Origin of the sequence: Martinezella tropici, from assembly GCF_003287875.1 — a bacterium.
Classification (GTDB): domain Bacteria; phylum Pseudomonadota; class Alphaproteobacteria; order Rhizobiales; family Rhizobiaceae; genus Rhizobium; species Rhizobium tropici_C.
Map to the genome: position 1 here is coordinate 1 of NZ_QMKK01000060.1, position 22962 is coordinate 22962.

General features: G+C 58.5%; 19 protein-coding genes and 3 pseudogenes. 7 read left to right on the top strand and 15 right to left on the bottom strand.

Features of this window, described 5'->3' with window-relative positions; genetic code table 11:
* The 5 genes from DQ393_RS30810 to DQ393_RS30830 all read right to left on the bottom strand — a co-directional run.
* On the bottom strand, positions 1-311 hold a 311-nt coding region (locus DQ393_RS30810; protein WP_145646940.1), incomplete at its 3' end, for a DoxX family protein.
* Between the two features lie 162 nt (positions 312-473).
* Positions 474-2456 carry an amidohydrolase gene (locus DQ393_RS30815; RefSeq protein WP_112345236.1) on the bottom strand — a complete coding sequence of 661 codons (1983 nt, stop codon included), beginning with the start codon at positions 2454-2456 and terminating at the stop codon, positions 474-476.
* The gene (locus DQ393_RS30820) at positions 2456-2743 is read right to left on the bottom strand and encodes a XapX domain-containing protein (RefSeq protein ID WP_112345490.1); all 288 of its coding nucleotides are present in this window, start codon (positions 2741-2743) and stop codon (positions 2456-2458) included. Before DQ393_RS30820 ends, DQ393_RS30815 begins: the two co-directional genes overlap by 1 nt.
* 64 nt (positions 2744-2807) lie before the next feature.
* Complete coding sequence (locus DQ393_RS30825; protein ID WP_112345491.1) at positions 2808-3497, bottom strand: hydrolase; 690 nt, start codon at positions 3495-3497, stop codon at positions 2808-2810.
* A gap of 315 nt (positions 3498-3812) precedes the next feature.
* Positions 3813-4745: a VOC family protein gene (locus tag DQ393_RS30830; protein WP_112345492.1), complete on the bottom strand. Its 933-nt coding sequence runs from the start codon at positions 4743-4745 to the stop codon at positions 3813-3815.
* A gap of 111 nt (positions 4746-4856) precedes the next feature.
* Between DQ393_RS30830 and DQ393_RS30835 the strand changes: the two genes are divergently transcribed.
* The gene (locus DQ393_RS30835) at positions 4857-5756 is read left to right on the top strand and encodes a LysR family transcriptional regulator (protein WP_112345493.1); all 900 of its coding nucleotides are present in this window, start codon (positions 4857-4859) and stop codon (positions 5754-5756) included.
* Between the two features lie 39 nt (positions 5757-5795).
* On the opposite strand, the pseudogene DQ393_RS30840 reads toward DQ393_RS30835, so the two are convergent.
* The 7 genes and pseudogenes from DQ393_RS30840 to DQ393_RS30875 all read right to left on the bottom strand — a co-directional run bounded on the left by DQ393_RS30840 (position 5796) and on the right by DQ393_RS30875 (position 14324).
* Positions 5796-6523 (bottom strand): annotated as a pseudogene (locus DQ393_RS30840) (gamma-glutamylcyclotransferase).
* Between the two features lie 75 nt (positions 6524-6598).
* Positions 6599-7056: pseudogene (locus DQ393_RS30845) on the bottom strand (RidA family protein).
* 97 nt (positions 7057-7153) lie between these two features.
* Complete coding sequence (locus DQ393_RS30850) at positions 7154-7990, bottom strand: alpha/beta fold hydrolase (RefSeq protein WP_348628035.1); 837 nt, start codon at positions 7988-7990, stop codon at positions 7154-7156.
* 420 nt (positions 7991-8410) lie between these two features.
* Positions 8411-8780: pseudogene (locus DQ393_RS30855) on the bottom strand (IS6 family transposase); the annotation flags it as partial.
* Positions 8781-9015: 235 nt separating this feature from the next.
* Positions 9016-10791, bottom strand: a complete 1776-nt coding sequence (locus DQ393_RS30860; RefSeq protein ID WP_112345495.1) for a thiamine pyrophosphate-dependent enzyme — start codon at positions 10789-10791, stop codon at positions 9016-9018.
* A gap of 133 nt (positions 10792-10924) precedes the next feature.
* Positions 10925-12109 carry a 2-isopropylmalate synthase gene (locus tag DQ393_RS30865; protein ID WP_112345496.1) on the bottom strand — a complete coding sequence of 395 codons (1185 nt, stop codon included), beginning with the start codon at positions 12107-12109 and terminating at the stop codon, positions 10925-10927.
* 760 nt (positions 12110-12869) lie between these two features.
* Positions 12870-14324 carry an NCS1 family nucleobase:cation symporter-1 gene (locus DQ393_RS30875; protein ID WP_112345498.1) on the bottom strand — a complete coding sequence of 485 codons (1455 nt, stop codon included), beginning with the start codon at positions 14322-14324 and terminating at the stop codon, positions 12870-12872.
* A gap of 541 nt (positions 14325-14865) precedes the next feature.
* Between DQ393_RS30875 and DQ393_RS30880 the strand changes: the two genes are divergently transcribed.
* The 4 genes from DQ393_RS30880 (at position 14866) to DQ393_RS30895 (ending at position 18173) form a co-directional block, all read left to right on the top strand.
* Entirely contained in the window at positions 14866-16800 is a 1935-nt protein-coding gene (locus DQ393_RS30880) for a methyl-accepting chemotaxis protein (protein WP_112345499.1), read from the top strand.
* Positions 16801-17149: 349 nt separating this feature from the next.
* On the top strand, positions 17150-17401 hold the full coding sequence (locus DQ393_RS30885; protein ID WP_112345500.1) for a hypothetical protein: 252 nt from the start codon (positions 17150-17152) through the stop codon (positions 17399-17401).
* Complete coding sequence (locus tag DQ393_RS30890) at positions 17398-17772, top strand: GFA family protein (protein WP_112345501.1); 375 nt, start codon at positions 17398-17400, stop codon at positions 17770-17772. Before DQ393_RS30885 ends, DQ393_RS30890 begins: the two co-directional genes overlap by 4 nt.
* On the top strand, positions 17769-18173 hold the full coding sequence (locus DQ393_RS30895) for a GFA family protein (protein WP_245430522.1): 405 nt from the start codon (positions 17769-17771) through the stop codon (positions 18171-18173). Before DQ393_RS30890 ends, DQ393_RS30895 begins: the two co-directional genes overlap by 4 nt.
* Positions 18174-18391: 218 nt before the next feature.
* On the opposite strand, the gene DQ393_RS33615 is transcribed toward DQ393_RS30895, so the two are convergent.
* From DQ393_RS33615 to DQ393_RS30910, 3 genes are all read right to left on the bottom strand, one after another.
* Positions 18392-18601 (bottom strand): hypothetical protein, encoded by a 210-nt coding sequence (locus DQ393_RS33615; RefSeq protein WP_181592455.1) that lies wholly within the window; start codon positions 18599-18601, stop codon positions 18392-18394.
* A gap of 227 nt (positions 18602-18828) precedes the next feature.
* Positions 18829-20700, bottom strand: a complete 1872-nt coding sequence (locus DQ393_RS30905; RefSeq protein ID WP_112345503.1) for a methyl-accepting chemotaxis protein — start codon at positions 20698-20700, stop codon at positions 18829-18831.
* Positions 20701-21205: 505 nt separating this feature from the next.
* Positions 21206-21478, bottom strand: coding sequence for an usg protein (locus DQ393_RS30910; protein ID WP_112345504.1), 273 nt, complete (start codon positions 21476-21478; stop codon positions 21206-21208).
* A gap of 279 nt (positions 21479-21757) precedes the next feature.
* Between DQ393_RS30910 and groES the strand changes: the two genes are divergently transcribed.
* Together groES and groEL are read left to right on the top strand one after the other, a co-directional pair.
* The gene (groES, locus tag DQ393_RS30915; RefSeq protein WP_112345505.1) at positions 21758-22072 is read left to right on the top strand and encodes a co-chaperone GroES; all 315 of its coding nucleotides are present in this window, start codon (positions 21758-21760) and stop codon (positions 22070-22072) included.
* 56 nt (positions 22073-22128) lie between these two features.
* Positions 22129-22962: chaperonin GroEL (gene groEL / locus DQ393_RS30920; protein ID WP_146759008.1), on the top strand; the 834-nt coding region annotated here is incomplete at its 3' end.

Genomic DNA, 22962 nt, shown 5'->3' on the forward strand with positions numbered 1-22962 from the left:
GCGATGAAGGTTGCAAGAAGCGTAAAGCCAGCGAGCGCCAGGGCACCTGCCCAACGCAGGAAGCCTGAGATCACCATGGACGAAGCGGCAAGTTCGAAGACGATGACGGCCACTGCGAAGAAGGTGGCGGGATGGAGACCGAAATGATCCATCTCGGCCAGGGCACCGTTGAAGTCGAAGATTTTGGTGAGCGGACCTTGGACATAGGCTGCGCAAAGAGCCAACAGTGATACCGTCCGGATGACCGGAGAGCCGACGGCGCGTGCCAGACTGCTCCGGACTGGGTTGGACATATGAGATTGAAAGGTCATTTCAGCTCCTGCATGTTCGCCGTCGAGGCCGCTTTTGATGGAGCGATATTGGCTGGTAACCGCCACGCCAACAATTGCAGCAATAGTTTCGATTTAATTGCGGATTTGGCAATGATGAGGTGACGCTCGGGCGGCGGTGTGGCCGCCCGGGCTGGAGGCTGGTCAGACTGCCCAGCACGAGCAGCCGAGCGCACTGAAGAAGCCCTTGAGGTCGGCGACCGGAAGCTTCGAGGTCCAGGCACCAGCATGATCGTGGCCATGCACGCCGCAATCGGTGGCACATCCGCATGTGGAGATGGCGGTTCGGCGCAGCGAACGGGCACCCGCGCCTTCCGGTTCGCCCCAGGCCGCGTAGCCGCCGAAGCTGCGGACAGGAGACCAGTCCGGCATGGCGGGCGGGATGTCGTTCTCGTCGAGCGTCTTGAAGTCGCCTGCTCCATAGACGATCTTGCCGCCGACCATGGTCAGCTCCGAGACGAGGAAGGAGATCTCGTCCTCGGCGCAGGAGAAGAAGTCCTTGTCCGGCACCACGAGGTCGGCGAACTGGCCCTTCTCGATGCGGCCCTTCTTGCCTTCCTCGTTGGAGAACCAGGTGACCTTCTCGGTCCACATGCGCAGCGCCGTCTCGCGGTCGAGGCAGTTGGCGCGCGGGTAGAGCTGCATGCCGCCGACCGTCTTGCCAGTCACCATCCACGACAGCGAGACCCACGGATTGTAGGAAGCAACGCGGGTGGCGTCTGTGCCGGCCGAGACGTTGACGCCCTTGTCGAGCATGCGGGCGATCGGCGGCGTAGCCTCGGCCACGCCGTGACCGTACCGCTCCACGAAGTATTCGCCCTGGTAGGCCATGCGGTGCTGCGTGGCGATGCCGCCGCCGAGGGCCGCGATGCGGTCGATCGAGCGGTCCGAGATGGTTTCGGCATGGTCGAAGAACCAGTTCAGTCCTTCGAGCGGGATATCCTTGTTGACCTTCTCGAACACGTCGAGCGCACGCGAGATCGTCTCGTCATAGGTGGCGTGCAGACGCCAAGGCCAGCGGTTTTCTGCCAGAACGCGCACGACCTCTTCCAGCTCGCCCTCCATTTCCGGAGCCATCTCCGGACGGGGCTGGCGGAAATCCTCGAAGTCCGCGGCGGAGAACACCAGCATCTCGCCCGCACCGTTGTGGCGGAAGTAATCGTTGCCCTGCTTGTATTTGACCGAAGCGGTCCAGTTCAGGAAGTCCTGCTTCTCTTCCTTCGGCTTCTGGGTGAAGAGGTTGTAGGCGAGGCGCACCGTCATCTGGTTCTCGTCGGACAGCTTCTGGATGACGGCGTAATCGTCCGGATAGTTCTGGAAGCCGCCGCCGGCATCGATGACGCCGGTGACGCCGAGGCGGTTCAATTCCCGCATGAAATGACGGGTGGAGTTGACCTGGTAGTCGAAGGGCAGCTTCGGACCCTTGGCAAGTGTCGAATAGAGGATGCCGGCATTGGGCTTGGCCAGCAGCATGCCCGTCGGGTTGCCGTTGGCATCGCGGGTGATCTCGCCGCCGGGCGGGTTCGGTGTGTCACGGGTATAGCCGACGGCGCGGAGAGCGGCGCCGTTCAACAGGGCGCGGTCATAAACATGCAGCAGGAAGACCGGCGTGTCGGGCGCGACAGCGTTGATCTCCTCGATGGTCGGCAGGCGCTTTTCCGCAAACTGGTGCTCGGTGAAGCCGCCGACGACGCGCACCCACTGCGGTGCGGGCGTGATCGCCACCTGGCGCTTCAGCATGTCCATCGCATCGGCGAGCGAGCGCACGCCATCCCAGCGCAGTTCCATGTTGTAGTTCAGACCACCGCGGACGACATGGGTATGGTTGTCGATCAGGCCGGGCAGAACACGCTTGCCCTTGAGGTCGACGATCCTAGTGCCAGAACCAGCCAGCGCCATGATCTCGCTGTCGGATCCGACTTCCAGAAACAGCCCGTCCTTGATGGCGATCGCCGTCGCATTCGGATTGGTTCGGTCAAGGGTCGTCACGCGGCCATTGTGGAGGATCAGGTCGGGATGCATGGTGTCTACTCCGGTCGGGTTGGGATCGGCGGCGTTTGCCGGGGAGAAGAGGTTCGAGAACGCCAGGCTCGATGCGCCTCCAAGAAAGGATCGACGCGTCGTCATCAGCTTCGCTCCTCGGCATTGACCTTCGCCTGATGGGCAGTCTCGATACGATCGGTGCCTTTCGGCAGGTGGCCGAACATGTGCGGCTTGATCTGCTGCATCCAGGAGACGGCAGCCGGTTCCTTATTGATCAGCGTTTTGGCGAAAGGGATGATCTGCTCACCGACCAGAATACCAAGAAGGCCGACAAGGGCGATGACGGGTGGCGCCGGCGAACGGACGTTCAGCAGGCTGTAGACGATGCCGACAAGCAGGCCTGCGCCAAGCGATAGGAGATAGACTTTCATGGGATGTTCTCCGGTTGTGGAAAAAGCCGCACCGACGGGGTTATCGGAGCGGCCTGATCAGGCCTTATTTTGCGGGGTTCGGGCCGATGCGCTTGCCGTGCTTGACGCGTTCCTCTGCGCCGTGAACCATCGTGTAGGCGTAGTCGACGCCCATGCCGTACGCGCCGGAATGCTCCTTCACCAGCTTGGTGACTGCATCGTAGGTCTCCCTGCGAGCCCAATCGCGCTGCCACTCGAGTAGGACTTGCTGCCAGGTGACCGGGATCACACCTGCCTGCACCATGCGGTCCATCGCGTACTTGTGGGCGTCGGCGGAAGTGCCGCCGGAAGCATCGGCGACCATGTAGATCTCGTATTCCGGAACATCATGGAGAGCGGAAAGAGCAAACGTGGTGTTGCAGACCTCGGTCCAGAGACCGGAGACGACGATCTTCTTCCGGCCGCTGGAGGCATTCTTCGCCAGAGCGTCACGGACGTTCTGATCATCCCATGAGTTCATCGAGGTGCGCTCGAGAAGGTCGTTCTCGGGGAAAACGGCAAGCAGCTCGGGAAAGGTGTTGCCAGAGAAGGATTGCGTCTCGACCGTGGTGATCGTGGTCGGGATATTGAAGATCTTGGCGGCCTTGGCGAGGCCGACGACGTTGTTCTTCAGCGTCTGGCGGTCGATCGACTGGACACCAAAGGCCATCTGCGGCTGTTGGTCGATGAAGATGAGCTGGCTGTTCGCCGGGGTCAGGACTTCAAGCTTGGACATGGTTCTTTCCTCTTCGGTTGCGGCCCGCATGCGGTGCCAGAAAATGGTCAGCAGCGGTCGATCGGACGTCGTCTAGCGGCGCTCGTTCTGCAATTCTTTGAGTGTTGCTGGCTCCATTGCGGGCCCTCCACTCGTCGTCTTGGCTGCTGAAAATAAACTTACCGCGCCGTCACCATTCGAGGAATTGCAATAAGACTTTCGATTGAATTGCGCCATTTGAAATAATCGTTTGTCGGAGAGCACGTTAGAAACGAAAGAACGCCGCAATCCTTCCGGATCACGGCGCTGTCATTCCCAACTTTCGGTGACTGCTGCTTATGCCGCCAGCGGCACGAGATTAGCCTGGATCTGTTCGCGGTACTCCTCGTATCTGACCGGAAGCTTAAGGGCTTCGCCGAGATGGGCAGTATCCTCGTCGCGATTGAATCCGGGCTCGTTTGTCGCGACCTCGAAGAGGATACCGCCCGGTGTGCGGAAGTAGATGGCCCAGAAGTAATCGCGATCGATGACGGGGGTGACCTGGTAACCGGTGTCCATCAGCGCCTTGCGCACCTCGAGCTGCTTCTCGCGGCTGTCGACGGCGAATGCGATATGATGCACCGAACCCGCACCCTGTCGCGCGAACGGAGTCTTTGGCAATGCCAATAGATCGATCGTGTCCGCTCCATTCCCGTTGGGTATGATGAAGCGTACAACGTCACCCTCCTTCTCAACGCGCTCATAGCCCATGAAGCCGAGCAGCTCCTCCGTTGCAGCGGTGTCGTGCAGGCTGAAGCGTGCGCCAGCGAAACCGCGGATGGCCGCATCATCTGGAATTCCATCTGCCAGCCATGGAGCACGCCTGTCGTCTGCCGACTCGATCAGCGCAAAGCTGTCGCCGTCCGGTCCCATGAAGCGCAGTCGGGCAGCGCCGAACACAGTGTCGCGTTCCAGACCGTCCACGCCTTGGGTTGTGAAGCGATCCTGCCAGAACTTCAGAGATCCAGCGGGAACGGAGAACTGGGTCTCGCCGACTTCACCGACACCGGGGCGGCCGAGCATCATGTTCGGGAACGGGAAGTAGGTCATCACCGTTCCGGCCGAGCCCGTCTCGTCACCATAGTAGAGGTGATAGACGCTCGGATCGTCGAAGTTAACGGTCTGCTTGACGCGGCGAAGACCCAGCGTGTCGGTGAAGAAGCGGTTGTTCTGCCGCGCGTCCGATGCCATCGAAGTCACGTGGTGCAGTCCCTTGATGTCCTTGATCATCTTGAAATCCTCTCGGCTGTGTTCCGGTGTTGATAAGTATGTACATCGGTTGATCGCCTCTCGGAATTGCAATATTCCTTTTGATTGAATTGCAATTTATGAAACAATGAGATGAACGACTACAAGGCTCTCCGAACCTTTCTGCTCGCCGCTGAGAAGCGGAACTTTGCCCAGGTCGCGCGCGAACTGGACATGACGCCAGCGGCCGTCACACGGGCAATCGCCGCCCTCGAGGCGGAACTTGGCGTGCAGCTCTTCGTCCGCACGACGAGACAGGTATCGTTGACAACCGACGGGGCAATCTTTGCCGCGCAGATCCAGCCAGCGGTCAAGGCTCTGGAGGACGCGCGGCGCGAAGTAATGAACGCACACAAGGCGGACGAAGGTCGGCTGCGTATCAGTGCACCGACATGGTTCGGCAAGACGGTGCTGCCGCCGATCCTGTCTGGGTTTAAGGAACGCTATCCGAAGATGAGCTTCGAGATCTCGCTGTCGGATGGATTGGTGAATATCGTCGATGACGACTACGATCTGGCGATCCGCATCTCGTCGCAGCCTTCGGACAAGTTCACGATCTGGAGGAAGATCCGAGTGGTGCCGCGCATCCTGGTCGCCGCTCCCGGAAGCAGATTCGTCGACATGCAGCACCCGAACGAACTGAAGCCCGACGATTGCCTCGCATACAGCGGCGAAAGCCGGCGTGAGAACTGGGTGCTGTCGGACGGTGGGTCAAGCATTACGATTTCGGCAGGTCGAGCCTTCAGTGCGAACAGCGGAGAGGTTCTGGCGGACATGGCCGCCGATGGCGCGGGTGTCGCGCTGCTTCCAGGATTCAACATCGCCGATCACATCAATGGCGGTCGCCTTGTCCACGTCTTCAAGGGATGGGCGCCGCCGGACCTGTGGCTGACGCTGTTCTACCCGCCCTACCAAGCCCTCCCGCCAAGGATTGCGTCATTCTCCAAGTTCTTCGAGGAGCAGATCGCGGCAAAGATGGTCATGTTGGACTGACGCACGCAAATGCTGTCACCATGACCTGTCACACCCGTTTCAGATTCGATTATGCTGTTGGAGTGCTCGAAGCCTGGCTGCGACTATTTGCTGGAGCTGCCACAGGTTTCGATCATAGATCTTACGGTCCGCCAGATCTGAAACCGTCCGATGCAGGTATTCCGCGCAAGATCCGGCAGGTCCACATGCCTGGGCGATCAACCCTGCCGCCTCTTCGAGGGGGATCTTCTCCGTGAGTGAGGATTGCCTGCCGCTCGCCCAGAACGTGAGCGCCCTCCGCATACCCGTCGGTGTCTTGACCGCAACCCAACGCACCATGTCGCACACTTCGGCATACCGAATCTCTCGCGCCAGAAGAGTGCGCAGATTCTCCCGCTTGGTAGTGCACGGAAGCTTGAGGACAAGACCCGAACAGCTTCCTCCTGGCCGAAGCGCGAGCATGAGACCGGGCGCTTCGGAGGTGGCCCTGAGCCGCTCAATCCTCAACGAGAACGCACGGTGCCAGCCGTAGGCGACCGCCTCTTCGCTGGCGGCCACCTCAAAACCCGGGTTCCACATCAAGGATCCGTACGCGAACACCCATATCTCCTCGTCACCAGCCTCTTCCTCAACCCCGCTGACGAGATCGTCGAGCTGCTCGGGCGAGATCGGATTCCAATTGGGTTCAGGTCCCTCGTCCTCGACAATTCTAATGGTCGTGCGACGAGGTCGGGAGTAAGTTCCATGGTAGCAGGTGCGGGCGCCTTGGCGGCCGGTCTCTTTGGCATCGTATAAACCGTTTCAACGGGTTTGCCGCCGCAGGCCCATCGTCTCCGGCGGCTCATGGAGTAGTTGCCGTCCGATCAATCAACGGATCGGTTGATGATTGCCCGGAACGTGATTTCGACGATCTGCTCGGGGAAGGCCAGTGCCGAGACTCCGATCAGGTTGCTGGCGTATTGAGGCACATCCGTGCCGTACATTTCCTTGCGGACCTTGGATCCGGCCGCAAACACACAAGGAACATCAAGCACGTACAGTGTCTCTTGAACGACATCATCGAGGGTCGCACCATATCTGGCGAGCAGAGTCTTTGTGTTGATGTAGGTCTGGCGGACCTTGCTCTCCATCTGGGAGAAGTCTGCAGGCCGCTTATTCTCATCGAGTTCCGCCGGAGCGACGAGATTGCCTTTGTCATCGTGGCTCAACTGGCCCGAGACATAGATCGTGTCCTTGACCTGTACGGCCTGAACGTATCGGAAGGCACACTCCAGGCGGCGCCATGGTTCTCTACTTTCTTGGACGGGTTGCTGTTCGTCATGATCGATTCGTTTCCTTGAATGATGGCGCGCCGAGTAGGCACTCGTGGTTCATGGAGGCGACGGATGCGTGGGAGGCCGCACCCGCCGCCGGACCGATTAGGCCTTCACGAAGGCAAGGAGATCGGCATTCAGGACATCGGCGTTGACGGTCAGCATGCCGTGCGAGAAGCCGGGATAGGTCTTGAGCGTGCCATTCTTCAGGAGCTTGGAAGATTTCAGTGCGGAGTCTGCGATCGGCACGATCTGGTCGTCTTCACCGTGTAGGACCAGCGTCGGGACGGTGATGGCCTTCAGGTCTTCCGTCTGGTCGGTTTCCGAGAAGGCCTTGATGCCGTCGTAATGGGCCTTCGCGCCGCCCATCATGCCCTGGCGCCACCAATTCTGGATCACGCCTTCCTGGACTGTGGCACCATCACGGTTGAAGCCGTAGAACGGGCCGGCCGGAACATCACGGAAGAACTGGGCGCGATTGGCGGCAAGCGCCGAACGGAAACCGTCGAACACTTCGATCGGCAGGCCTTCCGGGTTGGCTTCGGTCTTCAGCATCAGCGGCGGAACAGCGGAGACGAGAACCGCCTTGGCGACGCGGCCCGAAGGCTGGCCGTGCTTGGCAACATAGCGGGCGACTTCACCGCCGCCTGTCGAGTGGCCGATATGGACGGCATTCTTAAGATCGAGCGCTTCGACGACGGCGAAGGCATCCGCGGCGTAGTGATCCATATCATGACCGTCGGAAACCTGGGCGGACCGTCCGTGACCACGGCGATCATGAGCAACGACACGATAACCCTTCGACAGGAAGAACAGCATCTGCGCGTCCCAGTCGTCCGATGACAGCGGCCAGCCATGGTGGAAGACGATCGGCTGAGCGTCCTTCGGACCCCAGTCCTTGTAGAAGATGTCGACTCCGTCCTTAGTGGTCACGTATGCCATTGTCTTGGTTCCTTCGCTGGTATTGATGGCGGCAGCCGCATTGGCTGCGAAGCTGAGAGAGGGGGATATCGTCATGACCGCTGCGGCAACGCCTCCGGAGAGCAGCATGGTCCTGCGGGTCATGGAAGAAAGGCCTTCGGTCATTTCACGTCCTAAAAACTTCGTTTTCGATAGCTTCAGGCGACGCTGAGTTCGTCTGACCGGTTAACAATGCCGCCAGAACGCGTTTGCCACAATTGCATCAATAGTTTCTACTTTATTGCATGAGCCGCAATTATCTCTGTCATCTGATGATGTTCAGGGGCCGAGCGTAAAGTCCCTCGGCAGGTCGCAGCCGCGCCCGACGAAGCAGAGATGGTGCGGATGCTGGAGGGGAGCGGACGCTATCAGATACTGGAAAAACTCGAACAGCGTCCGATCACTCCTACCCCGAGGCCAAACTATCCGCTCCGGTGTCGTGTCGCGACAAGACTGGACGATTTCATCGAGAACATAGCCGTCCTGGTCGACGGGTCGCCAGAGCCAGTATTTCCGACCGCCAATGGAAATCACCCCCTTGTCCAGATGCCAGATGTCCTTTCGGGACGGGTTCTTTCTGCGCAGTTGCTTGGCATATGCCGCACGGAATTTGCGACCCCATCGGCGGATGGTTTCGTAAGAAATGACAATGCCGCGTTCCAGAAGCATTTCCTCCATCAAGCGCAGGCTCAGCGGGAAACGGAAATACAGCCACACCGCATGGGCAATGACCGGTGGTGGAAAACGCTGGTTCTTGTAGCTGACGATCGATGGGTTCATCGAGACGGCTTAACCATCAAGCGTTAAGCCGCAAACAACGTGACATCACCCACGCACGCGACAGAGAGCTTCATGAAGACGCTGAAACCGGAAGACCTCCATCAGGCAGCTACCAGACCTTCGCGAACGTTGCCGGATGATTGCCGATGGTCATCAAACGGGTCTGGATCGACGCCGACAATCTCGCCCCGAGGACCAACAATATGCATGAAGGAAGGCGGCGGGCGCTAGAGATTGTTGGCTCGCGGATTTTGTCCCACCACTTGCTCCGCATCTACCGGCACCTCAACCAGGATGGATGAGCGACCAGGGCTGTAGCTTTCACGCATGATCGCGGCCAGATTGCTCAGATCCAGCATCAGCTTCCGGCTTTGCCAGCCGCAGGCGCGCGCCATCGATCCAAAGTCGATGCGGTGCAGATCGCTGTGGTAGCGATCGGATGAATGGTCTGGAATGACCACGGGCAGGCCCTGCACCATGATGCCGAGTGCGCCGTTGTCCAGCACGAACAGGACTAGCCCCAATGATCGTGCTTCGGCCAGGCAACCGGCAATCAACCGGAAGCAGCCATCACCCGTAAAAGCGAAGACCGTCGCATCCGGTTTTGCAAGCTTGGCACCGATTGCCGCGCCGAATGCTCCACCCATTGCCGAACCGCGATAAAGCGAATGGAAGCGAACGTTCGGATGCGGGCGCTGCGTGACATATTGACGATCTTTGTAGGCCAGGCACACATCATCGAACGCAATGCTTCCCGGCTGCCATTGACGATCAAGCTCCTGATAAAATCGGGCAATATCGATCGTCCCGGCGCGTGGCGGCATGATCTCGCGATCATTGAGATCAGCGACAAAAGCCGGTGCCGGAGGGCGCGGCAGCTGAAGACCCTCGAGCCGGCCGATCGCCTCGCTCAGAACCTGATCGATTGGGCCTCGAATATCGAAATATTCGCCGCGCACGCGATGCCGAAACTCACCCCCAACGCTGCCGTATGGCGCGGCCAGATTGGTGAAATTCCATGTCGTATGGGCAGGTATTTCAGAAAAATTAAGGGTATATTCGTCAGGGCAAAACCCGAGGGTGATGACGATATCGTCGGGACCGAGGCTTCTCCAGAGTTGCATTGCGCGATCATTGCCGCCAAATCCCAGATAGCCGAAACCGAAGACATTGTTGCGCGCCACCGCATTCGCCCCGTTTATGCTCCAGACGATCGGTGCCTGTAACGCTTTGCACAAACGTGTGGTGAGGACGGGCATATACGGATACATGGCCGCCTCTTCTCCAGCGAGCACGATGACCCGGCGCCCAGCCGATTGCCGCGGGAATTCGGCCAGGAAATGGGCGAGCGACCCATGGTCGATCCTGTTCGGTCTATGGGCGTAGTCACCGCGCCAAGGCGTATGGGCCGGCTCGGGCACCATCTTTCCGAGTGCCTCCGGCGGCATCAGAAGTGCGATGGGCGAGCCCTGATCGAGGTGTCTGCGGGCCTCGTCAAGTTGTTCTCCGAGGCGTTCCGGATCGTTCAGGACGAATGTGCCTGATGGCAGCTCGGCCATCAGCTGAGTCACGACGTCGGCCCCTTCCGGGCTCGTGTCCTGCAACGGTGCACGATATCGCGTCTCTGCAGGGCTGAGAGGAATGAGGTAGATTGCGGGAATATTGTGCAATTTCGCATCGCTCAGGCCGCAGGTCAGCAGCCGCGTTGCGGCTCCCGTCGTCGCAATGGCCGCACTGATCTTCCCGCTCGCCAGATAGTATCCCAGGGGAATAAAGCCGGCGACGTACTCTCCGATATTGAAAAAAACCGGGCGATCGGCCTCCTCATCGGGGACGATCATCGGCTCGAGATGCTTGAGCAAATGGATGACCCCTCCCCCGGTGACGCCGGCATAGTGATGCACATGCCAGGTCGCCAGCGTTTCGATCAGGAATTCATATCCTGTTTTCGGCTTGACGACCTGAGCATCACCCGCCGTTCCGACTGCAAGATTCACCGTCATTGGCTCGCCTCTCCGCTATGACCTTTTCCTGAATTCAGCAAAGTATTGACATTCGTTCCCCGGACCGGTCAGGCCCGGAGGAAACGCGGTTCCGGCATCGAGCCGATTGCGCTTACATGTTCCGACAGCCGATCTATGCGATGTGTTTTTCCCGTGAGAGCGCTTCCATACCCACGACGGTTGCCAGAAGATCCTCATCGCAAAGCGATGCCTTCTGATCGGCGATATCCTTGAAACGGGAAAAAGCGCGATCGAGATCGGCATCGGAACCGAACTCGATGCCCAGCGAACGCATGTACATGCGAAAACCGTTGCGACCGGAATTCTTTCCGAGCACCAGCCGATATTCATCGGCGCCGACCTCCGCCGCCGTCATGATCTGATAGGTCAACGGGTTCTTCAGCATGCCATCCTGGTGAATGCCGGACTGATGCGAGAACGCGTTCCTGCCGACGATCGCCTTGTTAGGCTGCACAACGAAACCCGTGATCTCCGAAACGAGCCGGGAGGCAGCCGTCAATCGGCGGGCTTCGATCGACGTCCTGCACCGAAAGAAATCCGCGCGCGTATGCAGTGCCATGACGATCTCTTCAAGCGACGCATTGCCCGCTCGCTCACCAATGCCATTGATCGTACATTCGATCTGGCGCGCGCCTTGCCTCGTCGCCTCGAGCGAGTTGGAAACAGCCATGCCAAGATCATTGTGACAATGTGCGGAGAATACGGCCTGGTCGGCGTTCGGTACGACATTGCGCAGATAGGTGAATAGCTTGCCGTATTCGTGCGGCGTGGAGTAGCCGACCGTATCAGGCAGGCTGACCGTGGTTGCACCGGCCTTGATCACCTGTTCCACGAAACGGGCCAGAAACTCGGGCTCCGATCGGCTCGCGTCCTCGCAGGAAAACTCGATATCCTCGGAATAGCGTCGTGCATGGACCACCGCGCGAACGGCATGTTCGAGCACGTTTTCCGGTGTCATTTGCAACTTGTATTTCATGTGAATTGGCGAGGTGGCCAGCACGATATGGATACGAGACGACGCTGCACCGGAAACGGCCTCCGCCGTGAGGTCGATGTCGCGCTCCACCGCGCGGCTCAGGCTGCAAATCGTACTGTCCTTGACGACGCGCGCCACGGCTTTGATCGCTTCGAATTCGCCGGGACTGGAAACGGCAAAGCCGGCCTCGATCACGTCAACTTTCAGCCCTTCGAGCATAAGCGCGATCTCGACCTTTTCAGCCGTATCGAGATTGATGCCGGGGCTTTGCTCACCGTCACGCAAGGTTGTGTCAAAGATGATGATTTTTTCGGTATTCATGCGACTCTCCCGATCGATTGAAGCATCGGCATTGCCGAATTCGTAAGGGTTAGCTGTATGCATTATGCGCAAGTCGCGGCTGATCGACGCTTCGGTCGCACGTCAGAGACGAACTCCATCACGTGATGCAGGTCCTGTAAGATCCGATCCTGTTTGGCCCGATTCTGCGACCCGGTTCTGCGGCATTGTGCACTGAAATATGAGCCGTATCCCGATGGCCCGGGCTCTCGCCCCGCTCGGCTATCCAGACGACCGATGGCTGTATCGGCTCGGGAACGGAATGAATGCAATATGGGGGCGATTGGAAGGGAGCTCGGTCCCCACCGGGGCACGGCCGACAAATAGATGATCGATTTCCGCACCGGTCAGGTGGTTGGCATATTGCCGTTGCAAGGCAGTCCAAGCCACATCGATTTTCGGAGCAGAGATTTCAAAACCTGAGAATTGAGTGTCCATAGCGCACCGAATGGTTACCATGGCGAGGATGGCTGCATTCGTGACAGCGGTATTTTAGAAAACTATGGACTATGTTTAGAAAATTACGGTTTTCTGCTTGGCCAGCGACAGCTGTAGCCGCTTTGCCACACTGATTCCGGCAGCCCGTATTTCAATGATAGGGGGTGGCACCGGCCTCGGTTCGCGAGCGGGAGGGAGCACCCGTCAGTTTCGCACGACCTGCCCCGAGCGCACGTCTTCGAATGAAAGCGCGCGGGAGCCTGAGTTCTGCCCGGCAAGGAGTTGCCGGGCAGAACAGCTCCGATCAAGTCGCAGCCCCGATGGCGGAACCACGAGCGCTCATGCGAAGCAGATAGTAGACCGTCCCGCCAATGCCGACGCCGAAGAACCAGCCGTAGGTTCCCCACCATTCCGGCAGGATCGATGTGAAGGTCGGCAGGATCGACGAGAACAGCGCGCCGACCACAAAGGCGATGAAGGCATTTCTATGCCAGCCGTTCTGGAAGCGAAACTCTCCGTTTTCCTGGTAGAGCGCCGTGACATTGAGCTCGCCTTTCCGGATCAGATAGTAATCCACCATCATGATCCCGAAAATCGGCCCCATGCTCGAACCGATGAAATTGACGAAATGCGCGGCACTCGTCTCCCAGGGCGCGAACGGATAGAGCACCAGCGCGATGAGGGCGGCGATATAGCCGCCTCGCTTGAAGCTGATCTGCCTTGGGAAAACATTCGAGAAGTCGAATGCCGGTGAAACGAAGTTTGCGACCACGTTGATGCCAAGCGTTGCGACCGCAAAGGTCAATGCGGCAAGCAGCGCCAGGAACCAGCTCTCGAACTTCGCCGAAATCGCTTCGGGATGCAGAAGCACTTCGCCGTAAACGGTGAAGGCAGCCGTCGTGGTTACCCCGGCGACGAGGCAGAAGGCGAGCAGGTTGATCGGGAGGCCCCAAAGATTGCCCTTGCGCAAGGTCTTGGTGTCCTTGGCGTAACGCGAGAAATCGCAGAAATTCAAATAAAGCGCCGCAAAGTAGGTGATCCAGGTGGCGGCCACAGCCGCAAGCGCCGGGAAGGATCCAGGCTCACCGGGCACACCCGCGTCCTTCGTCTTTTCCAAAAGGACCTCGCGCGGAATTTCACTGCCGAAGGAAAACGTGCCTGCCTTGATGACCAGATAGATCGCCAGCACTAGCATCATGATCCAGACGGCGGGGCCGGCCAGATCCTGAAATTTGCGCACCGTCTCCATGCCGCGCTGAATGATCAAAAGCTGCAGCGCCCATATGACGACGTAGCAGATGACCTCGAGCGTTGAATGGCCGAGCATGTGGCTGCTTTGATGGAATGCGAGAATGCTCTCGTTGCGGATCAGAAGCGCGACGATCGCGCCCGAGGCGGCCGCGGTCTGGGCGCCATACCAGAAGCAGGCGACGATAGCCCGCACCAGCGCCGGGACATTCGCGCCGAAGGTTCCAAACGAGGCGCGGGCAAGGACCGGAAAGGGAACGCCTGTCTTGACGCCGGCGTTGCCGACGAGGCTCATCAGGAAGAAGATGACCAGCGAGCCGATGCCGATCGCAATCACGAAGTTGATGAAGCTACCGCACAACAGGAAGAGACTCGCGGCAAGATAATATCCCCAAAGGCTGTGAACGTCCGATGTCCACACATTGAAGATACTGAACGCCCCCCACTTCCTCTCTTCGGCAGGCGCCAGATCCTCGTTGTACAAGGCAGGCGATGGATTTTGTATGGTCATTTCCTCTCTCCCCAATCTTTCAGAGTCCGCCGGACTCTTCGCGAAGAGTGCTCCCCAAATGCTGATATGACAATCGCGATGGGGTGCCGCGGATGGCTTTTCCAGCTCATAATCGCGGTACTTCGTCATTCGACGCGCCTACGCCAACCTAAACGTTAGCCATAACTTACAATAGATACACCCAAGCAAAAACCCAGTATAGATTGATGTAATCGGCGGCATTTTATCGTGGAATGGTACGTCCTTATCAAAATTCCAAAATATCCTCGAACGACTATTGCTGGACTGCAGCTCTTTTTAAGAATGCAACTTTTGGAGGTTGCTGCATCTGCTAACGCCTGATCGAAGTAACGTTGGTCGATTCATCTGATTTTCCGTCATTAATTGTTTCATCAGATGTATCTGTCATCTTTCACGCTGCAGCGCCAAGATGCGACGAGCAGGATGCTCATGCCTGCAATGTTCCCGATTTTCAGAGCAGGCGATCGTCGCGGCCTTCGCCGCGCGGGCGGTCACCGACTCCCAAAAAGTGGATGAGCCCATGAGCATTTTTCAGAACGCAAAAATCAGAACAAAAGTTCTTACGATCATAATTCCCATCTGTCTGATCGGGATCGCCGGTGTCCTCGTTGTAGCAAGCGAATATAGGGACACAGTTGCCACCTACTCGAATTTCATCGCCAAGGATGAGACGGCGGCGGTGGAGATGTCCAGAGCCAGCCAGCGCATGACCGCGATGAGTTACAACGCCTACCAGATCCTGCAATATCCAGCGGCGGATTCACGGATGGCGGGGTTCTCAAACGATTACCGGGACAACAAGCAAGTTCTTCTGAAGCGTTTGGCGAACGCCAGGCAGCTGATTCCAGCGGAAGCGGATACCATCGATAAGCTGGCCGCGACGGCAAATGATATCATCGCTCTGACCGACCAAGCCGTGAACGCCGGCCTGGTCGATGATAACGATACCGCCGCCAAGCTCTTGAAGCAGGTCGATCCGATGATCAATGACGAGCTCGTTTCGATTCGTCAGTGGCTCGATGTGTTCAACAAGTCCCTCAACGACAAGAGCAACATGTTGGCGGCACAAGCAAGCGGCACCATTGGCGACGCTGTGATCGCGCTCGGTGTTCTCTTTGCCGCCGCCATCGCAATCGCCTTCCTCGTGTCGACGCGCGGCATTGCCGCTCCCATCGAACGCCTGCGGGCACGCATGGTCGCGCTGGCGGCCGGCAATACCGAGGAGCCTGTTTCAGGGATCGAGCGCAAGGACGAAGTCGGTCAGATGGCTACGGCTGTCTCCGTCTTTCGCAACAGTGCCATCGAACGCATACGATTGGAGGAAGAAGCCGCTGCCGGCCGCAGCCTCTCCGAAAAGGAACGTCTGGAACGCGAGGCGCAGAAGGCCAAGGATGCCGCTGACGCCCAATTCGCTGTCGACAGCCTGGCAAACGGCCTCGGAGAGCTTTCGAACGGCAACCTGGCTTATCGCCTGGATCAGCCCTTCGTCGCCCATCTTGATCGCCTGAGAGCAGATTTCAACGCCTCGATGGCAAAGGTCGAAGAGACGCTTGTCGCTGTCGGCCAGGGCGGTCAGGCGATCGCGGCCGGTGCCAACCAGATCCGCTCTGCCGCAGAGGATCTTTCCAAGCGTACCGAACAGCAGGCGGCCTCCGTCGAGGAGACGGCCGCCGCACTTGAGGAAATCACGACCACCGTCAAGGATTCCACCCGGCGGGCGGAGGAGGCAAGCTCGCTGGTCGGCCGCGCCCGCATCGGCGCGGAAAAATCCGGCGAGGTCATGCAGCAGGCGATCGCCGCGATGGAAGCAATCTCGAAATCGTCCGGCGAAATCAATAACATCATCGGTGTCATCGATGACATCGCCTTCCAGACGAACCTGCTTGCCCTCAATGCCGGCGTCGAGGCGGCGCGTGCCGGTGAAGCCGGCAAGGGCTTTGCCGTCGTCGCGCAGGAAGTGCGCGAGCTTGCACAGCGATCCGCCACGGCGGCAAAGGAGATCAAGGCACTCATTTCCACATCGGGACAGCAGGTCGACAGCGGTGTGGATCTTGTTACGAGAACCGGGCGATCGCTGCAGCAGATCGTCAAGGAAGTGGAAGAAATCGATCGCAACGTGCGCGCGATCGTCGAGGCTGCCCGCGAACAGGCAACCGGCCTGCAGGAGATCAACACGGCCGTCAACAGCATCGACCAAGGGACGCAGCAGAACGCGGCAATGGTCGAGGAATCGACGGCTGCCAGCCACAGCCTTGCCAAGGAGGTGACGGCGCTGAACGACGTTCTCGGACAGTTCAACCTGCAAAATGGCCGCAGCCGCGCACGGCCGGCCGTCGCGACGGAACGGGCGAGCCCCGCCGCATCGCCGGCACGCTCGCTCAGGGCCAAGATTGCCGGCGCATTCGGCGGCTCCGGTGCCGCGGCAGCGGCAGCTGCAACCTGGGAAGAGTTCTGATCCTGCGCGCCTCGGCCGTCCCTGGAAGGGATTGCCGGGCTTCGAAATCAAGAAGAACGCGGGAAGGTGCGGCCTTCCCGCGACCGTGTCCGACCCATATGTTAAGGCCGGCCTGACAGAGGGAAAAGGACAAGACCACCTGCGTGTCGCAGCTCAATCGTGAACCGCCAGCCTAGAGGTCGCCCGTTTTGCGATCGACAGATCGTGCGAGAGCTGGAAACTTTTCTGCCTTTCAGAACTTTGATTACGCGAACGGCTTTGCATGAATGAAGCCTCTCGTTTCGCGTGACGGCATAGTCTGCGGACTGCGCCTCACTCCAGGAGCCCTGTCAACAGGCCGGAGGAGATGATGCCCTTAATATATAAGGTCGGCAAACATGATGAAGGTTTCGCTTACCGACTCGGGGATGTTTGGTCGGAGACGTTTCCGGATCATGAGAGTGCCCTTGCCGCGGCAAAATCAGCCGCAGCCCGGCAGCAGCAAGATGGCGAAGACGCCCAGATAACCTACCAGCTTTACGACGGGCGCTGGCTTACGGAGCACGTCAGCCGCGGTGAGGGTCCAACCACGGATGTCATCGACGAAGAGGGTATGCCATGACGAAATTGACGGGTTCATGCCGGTGCGGGCAAGTGCGTTTGGCGGTTCGAGGAAATCCCCTGCGTGTCGGCATTTGTCACTGCACCGATTGCCGGCAGGAGAGCGGCTCGGCCTTTACCTATTTCGGCGTTTGGCCTTCAGATGAATTCGAATATCAGGGCGAAACGAGCGAATTTGCCGGACGGGAATTTTGCGCTCGTTGCGGTTCGCGCGTGTTTGCAATTCGGGAGAAGGAAGCGGAGATAAAGCTCGGCGTCCTGACCGAAGCACCTGTTCGCCTCACTCCGACCTATGAGCTGTGGACGAAGCGTCGGGAACCATGGCTTGCGCCGCTCGAGGGCGCAGAGCAATGCGAAGAGGACAGAGAATGAGTGAGGCGAGATGGTCGGGCGGCTGCCTTTGTGGCTCCTGCCGATACGAATTTAGCGGCGATCCTCTTCACGCCGGCTATTGTCACTGCAATATGTGCAAGCGGGCGACCGGCGGCGCTTTCGCTATTCTGGTGCAGGCGCCGTTGGCAGCTTTCGAATGGACGAAAGGAAAGGCGAGAATTTTCAGATCATCGCCAATTGCCGTCCGTGGATTTTGCCCCGATTGCGGCACACCGCTCTTTCTCCAATATGACGATGATGAACTCATCCGGGTAACCATCGGCTCTCTCGATCATCCCGAACGGGTGGTGCCCGAAACACATTATGGTGTCGAAAGCCGTCTTGATTGGGCCGATATCGGTTCGGATCTGCCGCAGGAGGAAACGCGCGAGCGCTTCTGAGAAAAGGGTTCAAAGATACGGCTCGGCTTGTCTAGGCGAACAGGCAAGGCGACATGTTGTCGGCCCATGAGACGTGCGGCCGGCGATCAGTCAACGAGATTAGTGCCCTGTCACCGGAGCTTACTCCGGTGACAGGGCTGACCGCCCACACTAATTGTGGTGAAGGCGACCGGGGGCAAAATGGCCATAGCTCAAGAGAAATGCATTGAACATGGACCTTAGTCTGAACACGGGTGCCAAATGCGGCTTTCTTTTTTGTAAGCCGGCTTATTAGCGAAACTCGATCCTTGCCCGCCTTCGTTGCCGATACCGCGCCCAAGGAAGCGATCGGCCTGACCTGCGGCCTCTTCCATGCCGAAGGAGATATCGGCGGGCTCATCGTTCCAGTCGCAATCGCCTACATCATCGAGGGAACAGGCTCCCATCACGGCGCGCTCCTCTCTGTGGAGCTGCATGTCATAGATGGGATTTCAGCTATTGAGTGCTGGTCGGCCAGAGCAAGTGGTTCGAGATTTCAAAACCGTCTCTCCAGCGCATACCCGCCGTCGCAAAACCGCCACACACTTTGCGCGACGGCCTTAGCCAATGTTCGGATTGCTGTCATTTGGCAGAGCGTGCGAACAAGCGCTCCTCTGCCCTGAGCTCCATGGTGCGCCTAGAACTCCGTCCACTCGGAAGCGACTCGGCCGCCGGCGGCGACCGCTCTGCGCGCCGTTTGTCGCAGGATCGCCGAGCTGGCGGAGGCTGCGGCTTCGAGGCGGAATTGAGATACGAGTTCGCTCAGCTTGCTGGCCTCAGCGGCAAGTGCGGCGGAGGCTGCCGTCGACTGCTCGACCATCGCCGCATTCTGCTGTGTCGTCTGATCCATCGTATTGACCGCGGCATTGACCTCGGCAAGGCCTGTCGACTGCTCCTTGGCGGATGCGGCGATGGCGTTCATGTGCTGGTTTATGCCCGAGATACGCTCACCGATTTCCTTCAGCGCGACACCCGTTTCACGCACGAGCTTCACGCCACCATCGACTTCGGCCGAAGAAGCATTGATCAGCGCCTTGATCTCTTTTGCCGCCGCCGCGGAGCGCTGCGCCAATTCCCGCACTTCCTGCGCTACGACCGCAAATCCCTTGCCAGCTTCGCCGGCGCGCGCCGCTTCGACACCGGCATTGAGCGCAAGCAGGTTGGTCTGGAAGGCAATATCGTCGATCACGCCGATGATGTTGGAAATCTGCTGGGAGGAACTCTCTATTCGCTGCATGGCTTCCTCGGCCTTGCTGACGACGTCGGCCGACCGTGTGGCGCTATGATCGGCAGCCGTTGCTGCCGCCCGTGCTTCTTCCGTCCGCTTGCTCGAATTGCTTACATTGACCGTAATCTGATCGAGGGCGGCGGCGGTCTCTTCAAGCGATGCTGCCTGCTGCTCCGTTCGGCGGGAAAGATCGTTGGCTCCGGAAGAGATCTCCTGCGTGCCGCTGTCAATCGACACGATGCTCTCGGCAATCGCCTGCAATGTGCTGCTCAATTGCTGCAGCGACGTGTTGAAATCGTGGCGAAGAGCTTCGAAATCGGGGGCGAATGGCTCGTCGAGCTGGAAGGAAAGATCCCCGGAGGCCAATCTCTTGAGCCCCATGGCAAGACCGGATGTTGCGGCCCGCAGACGCTCCGCCGCATCGGCTTCCGCCTGCTGCTGGGCAGCGATCCGGTCGGCTTCCGCCTGCTGACGGTCCCTTGCGGCGTCCGCTTCGAGCTGGCCGTTGGCGATCGCTGCCTTGCGGAATACGTCAACGGCCTGCGCCATCGTCCCTATTTCGTCGTGTCGGCCGATGCCCGTGCAAGCGATATTGGTATCGCCGCCCGCGAGCTTGGCCATGTCCACGCAAAGCGCCAGGATGGGTTTGCACACCGTCCTGCGGAACAATACGAAGAGCATGATGGCGAACAGCGCTGTCAGCCCTAGAAGCCCCTGCATGAAGCCGCGAATGAAATTTGCTGTGCGGGTACTCTCTGCCGAGATCGATTCCGATACCTTTTCTATCTGATCGCCCGCGTCCTCCATGGCAGTTTCCAAAGCGGAAAACTGCTTCATGAAATCGGGCAATGCCTTCAAGGCGCCGGCCGAATCCTTCTCCGCCGTCGCGACCATTTTGGTTGCGTTGTCGATATAGGCCAGCAACGGAGGTTCGACGCTGGCGAGCACCTTTTGGGTGTCCGGATCCGTCGCGAGCGCCTTGTTGGCCTTGATCATCTCGCGAAATGACGTGACATGTTCCGACAGATCCGAGTTGACTGCTTCAAAGCCGATGCCGGATGCGGGATCGGAAGCAAGCAATGCAGCCAGCACATCCGCCCTCAAAGCGTCATGCATCATATCTGCCTGCATGTGATTACGCAGGATCTGAGCCGATCCTGCGATTTTCTCGGCATTCTGCGTCAGGGTCGAGGCGGACCATATGCCCACACCGGTTGCGCCGCCCGCAATCACAAATATTGCCACACTTGCAAGGATGATTTTCTGCTGGATCGATGCCATGAAACATATCCCAAGATTTCCTCAAGAGAAGGATGTGGGATCGTTGTTAATTATCCGTCAAAATATGTCGATCACTAATAATTTTTATGCTCAATGATCGAAATACAACTAAGATGATATTATTTAGTTTTATACACACCGCCAAGAGTTGATATTTCACGTCGATGAGAAAATATACATCAAGATAGACCTGATAAATACTACTATAACACCTATGGGTTCACCGAAGGGCTCTCCGGAAGTTCTCCCCGGGAGCGGACCGTTGAGTTTTGGCGCACCGCGGTATGTCTAATGATGCTGTTGGGAATGATGCTGACGTCCGCCGATGCCGACCTATGTGCCCTACGCAAAGGCCTGTGGTTCTGACGGATCGGCGGCAATGCCGGCAGCGATGTCCCGCTTCGGCCATGTTAGTCGACATCGCCGCAAAGTGGCTATGGCCTTCAATGAGCTCATTGGGTCTCGGCTTTCGAAGACCTTAGAAGGGAGAATGTCGGCTTCACCCTCATTGCAGCTTGAACTCACCCTCGACCCGGCGCCATTCGTTTGGTCCGATCAGACGCTGGTGGGTATAGCGGACGGAATGCAGCGGCCCGTCGAGGCTCGCTTGCCAGAAGTCCAGAAACTTGTGCATTTCAGGAAAATCAGGCGCAAGATCATAGTTCTGCCAGACATAGGTCTGCAGGACGGATTCGAATTCGGGAATGCGGTAGAGGATGTGCGCGGTGGTAAGTCCATAGCCATTGAGCTGATGCTCCAGATCCGATGAAAATCGCATGCTTCATCTCCGTTTCATGACAGTCGGATGGTGGCGCAAATTTTTACGGCCCTCAACGGGATTTCCAACGCATAATGCCAGTTTCCTGTTCCTTTCCAGTGTGTTAGCAGCCACTCAAAATGAGTGCTAATTTTTTCTTCTATCCCTCTTGAAATCGAAAAATCCCAAAACCAGATCATTTCGCGCAAAAAGCTCCAACGAGGTTTTGCACCCGCCCGGACTGGTCATCCGGTCCGGTGAGGGGATCAACGTCATCTTTTTTGTCTTACGGAGGAAAATATGTCGTTCCGACCGCTTCATGATCGCATTCTCGTCCGCCGCGTCGATTCGGAAGAAAAGACCAAGGGCGGTATCATCATTCCCGACACTGCCAAGGAAAAGCCGCAGGAAGGCGAGGTCATCGCCGTCGGCCCGGGCGCGCGCAACGAGTCAGGCCAAATCCAGGCACTCGACGTGAAGGCGGGAGATCGCGTCCTGTTCGGCAAATGGTCTGGCACGGAAATCAAGATCAACGGCGAAGATCTGCTGATCATGAAGGAAAGCGATGTCATGGGCATCATTGAAGCCCAGGCTGAGCAGAAACAGGCCGCCTGAGCACCTGATCAGGAAACAATCAGTCAATAATAGCTGCCTATTGAGGAGTTAAAGAAATGGCTGCGAAAGAAGTCAAATTCCACAGCGACGCCCGTGAACGCATGCTGCGTGGGGTCGACGTGCTCGCCAATGCCGTCAAGGTGACCCTTGGTCCGAAGGGACGTAATGTGGTCATCGACAAGTCCTTCGGCGCACCGCGCATCACCAAGGACGGCGTTTCCGTCGCCAAGGAAATCGAACTGGAAGACAAGTTCGAGAACATGGGCGCCCAGATGCTACGCGAAGTGGCATCGAAGACCAACGATCTCGCCGGCGACGGCACCACGACCGCGACCGTGCTTGCCCAGGCGATCGTCAAGGAAGGTGCGAAAGCCGTTGCGTCCGGCATGAACCCGATGGACCTGAAGCGCGGTATCGACATTGCCGTCGATGCGGTGGTCAAAGAGCTGAAGACCAATGCGCGCAAGATCACCAGCAATTCCGAAATCGCGCAGGTCGGTACCATTTCGGCCAATGGCGACAAGGAGATCGGCCAATATCTCGCCGAGGCGATGGAGAAGGTCGGCAATGAAGGCGTCATCACGGTTGAAGAAGCCAAGACCGCCGAGACCGAACTCGAAGTCGTCGAGGGGATGCAGTTCGACCGCGGCTATCTCAGCCCCTATTTCGTGACCAACGCGGACAAGATGCGGGTCGAGTTCGAGGATCCCTATATCCTCATTCACGAGAAGAAGCTCTCCAACCTGCAGGCCATGCTCCCGGTTCTCGAAGCCGTCGTTCAGACCGGCAAGCCGCTCGTCATCATCGCTGAAGACGTCGAAGGCGAAGCGCTTGCGACCCTCGTTGTCAACAAGCTGCGCGGTGGCCTCAAGATCGCTGCCGTCAAGGCT

Excerpts from the sequence above, each read along its gene's own strand:
- DQ393_RS30880 (WP_112345499.1), top strand. The coding sequence starts at position 14,866 with ATGAGCATTTTTCAGAACGCAAAAATCAGAACAAAAGTTCTTACGATC.
- DQ393_RS30865 (WP_112345496.1), bottom strand. The coding sequence starts at position 12,109 with ATGAATACCGAAAAAATCATCATCTTTGACACAACCTTGCGTGACGGT.
- DQ393_RS30815 (WP_112345236.1), bottom strand. The coding sequence starts at position 2,456 with ATGACGACGCGTCGATCCTTTCTTGGAGGCGCATCGAGCCTGGCGTTC.
- DQ393_RS30835 (WP_112345493.1), top strand. The coding sequence starts at position 4,857 with ATGAACGACTACAAGGCTCTCCGAACCTTTCTGCTCGCCGCTGAGAAG.
- DQ393_RS30875 (WP_112345498.1), bottom strand. The coding sequence starts at position 14,324 with ATGACCATACAAAATCCATCGCCTGCCTTGTACAACGAGGATCTGGCG.
- DQ393_RS30820 (WP_112345490.1), bottom strand. The coding sequence starts at position 2,743 with ATGAAAGTCTATCTCCTATCGCTTGGCGCAGGCCTGCTTGTCGGCATC.
- groES (WP_112345505.1), top strand. The coding sequence starts at position 21,758 with ATGTCGTTCCGACCGCTTCATGATCGCATTCTCGTCCGCCGCGTCGAT.
- DQ393_RS30885 (WP_112345500.1), top strand. The coding sequence starts at position 17,150 with ATGCCCTTAATATATAAGGTCGGCAAACATGATGAAGGTTTCGCTTAC.
- DQ393_RS30830 (WP_112345492.1), bottom strand. The coding sequence starts at position 4,745 with ATGATCAAGGACATCAAGGGACTGCACCACGTGACTTCGATGGCATCG.
- DQ393_RS30860 (WP_112345495.1), bottom strand. The coding sequence starts at position 10,791 with ATGACGGTGAATCTTGCAGTCGGAACGGCGGGTGATGCTCAGGTCGTC.
- DQ393_RS30895 (WP_245430522.1), top strand. The coding sequence starts at position 17,769 with ATGAGTGAGGCGAGATGGTCGGGCGGCTGCCTTTGTGGCTCCTGCCGA.
- DQ393_RS30825 (WP_112345491.1), bottom strand. The coding sequence starts at position 3,497 with ATGTCCAAGCTTGAAGTCCTGACCCCGGCGAACAGCCAGCTCATCTTC.
- DQ393_RS30905 (WP_112345503.1), bottom strand. The coding sequence starts at position 20,700 with ATGGCATCGATCCAGCAGAAAATCATCCTTGCAAGTGTGGCAATATTT.
- DQ393_RS30910 (WP_112345504.1), bottom strand. The coding sequence starts at position 21,478 with ATGCGATTTTCATCGGATCTGGAGCATCAGCTCAATGGCTATGGACTT.
- DQ393_RS30890 (WP_112345501.1), top strand. The coding sequence starts at position 17,398 with ATGACGAAATTGACGGGTTCATGCCGGTGCGGGCAAGTGCGTTTGGCG.
- DQ393_RS30850 (WP_348628035.1), bottom strand. The coding sequence starts at position 7,990 with ATGGCATACGTGACCACTAAGGACGGAGTCGACATCTTCTACAAGGAC.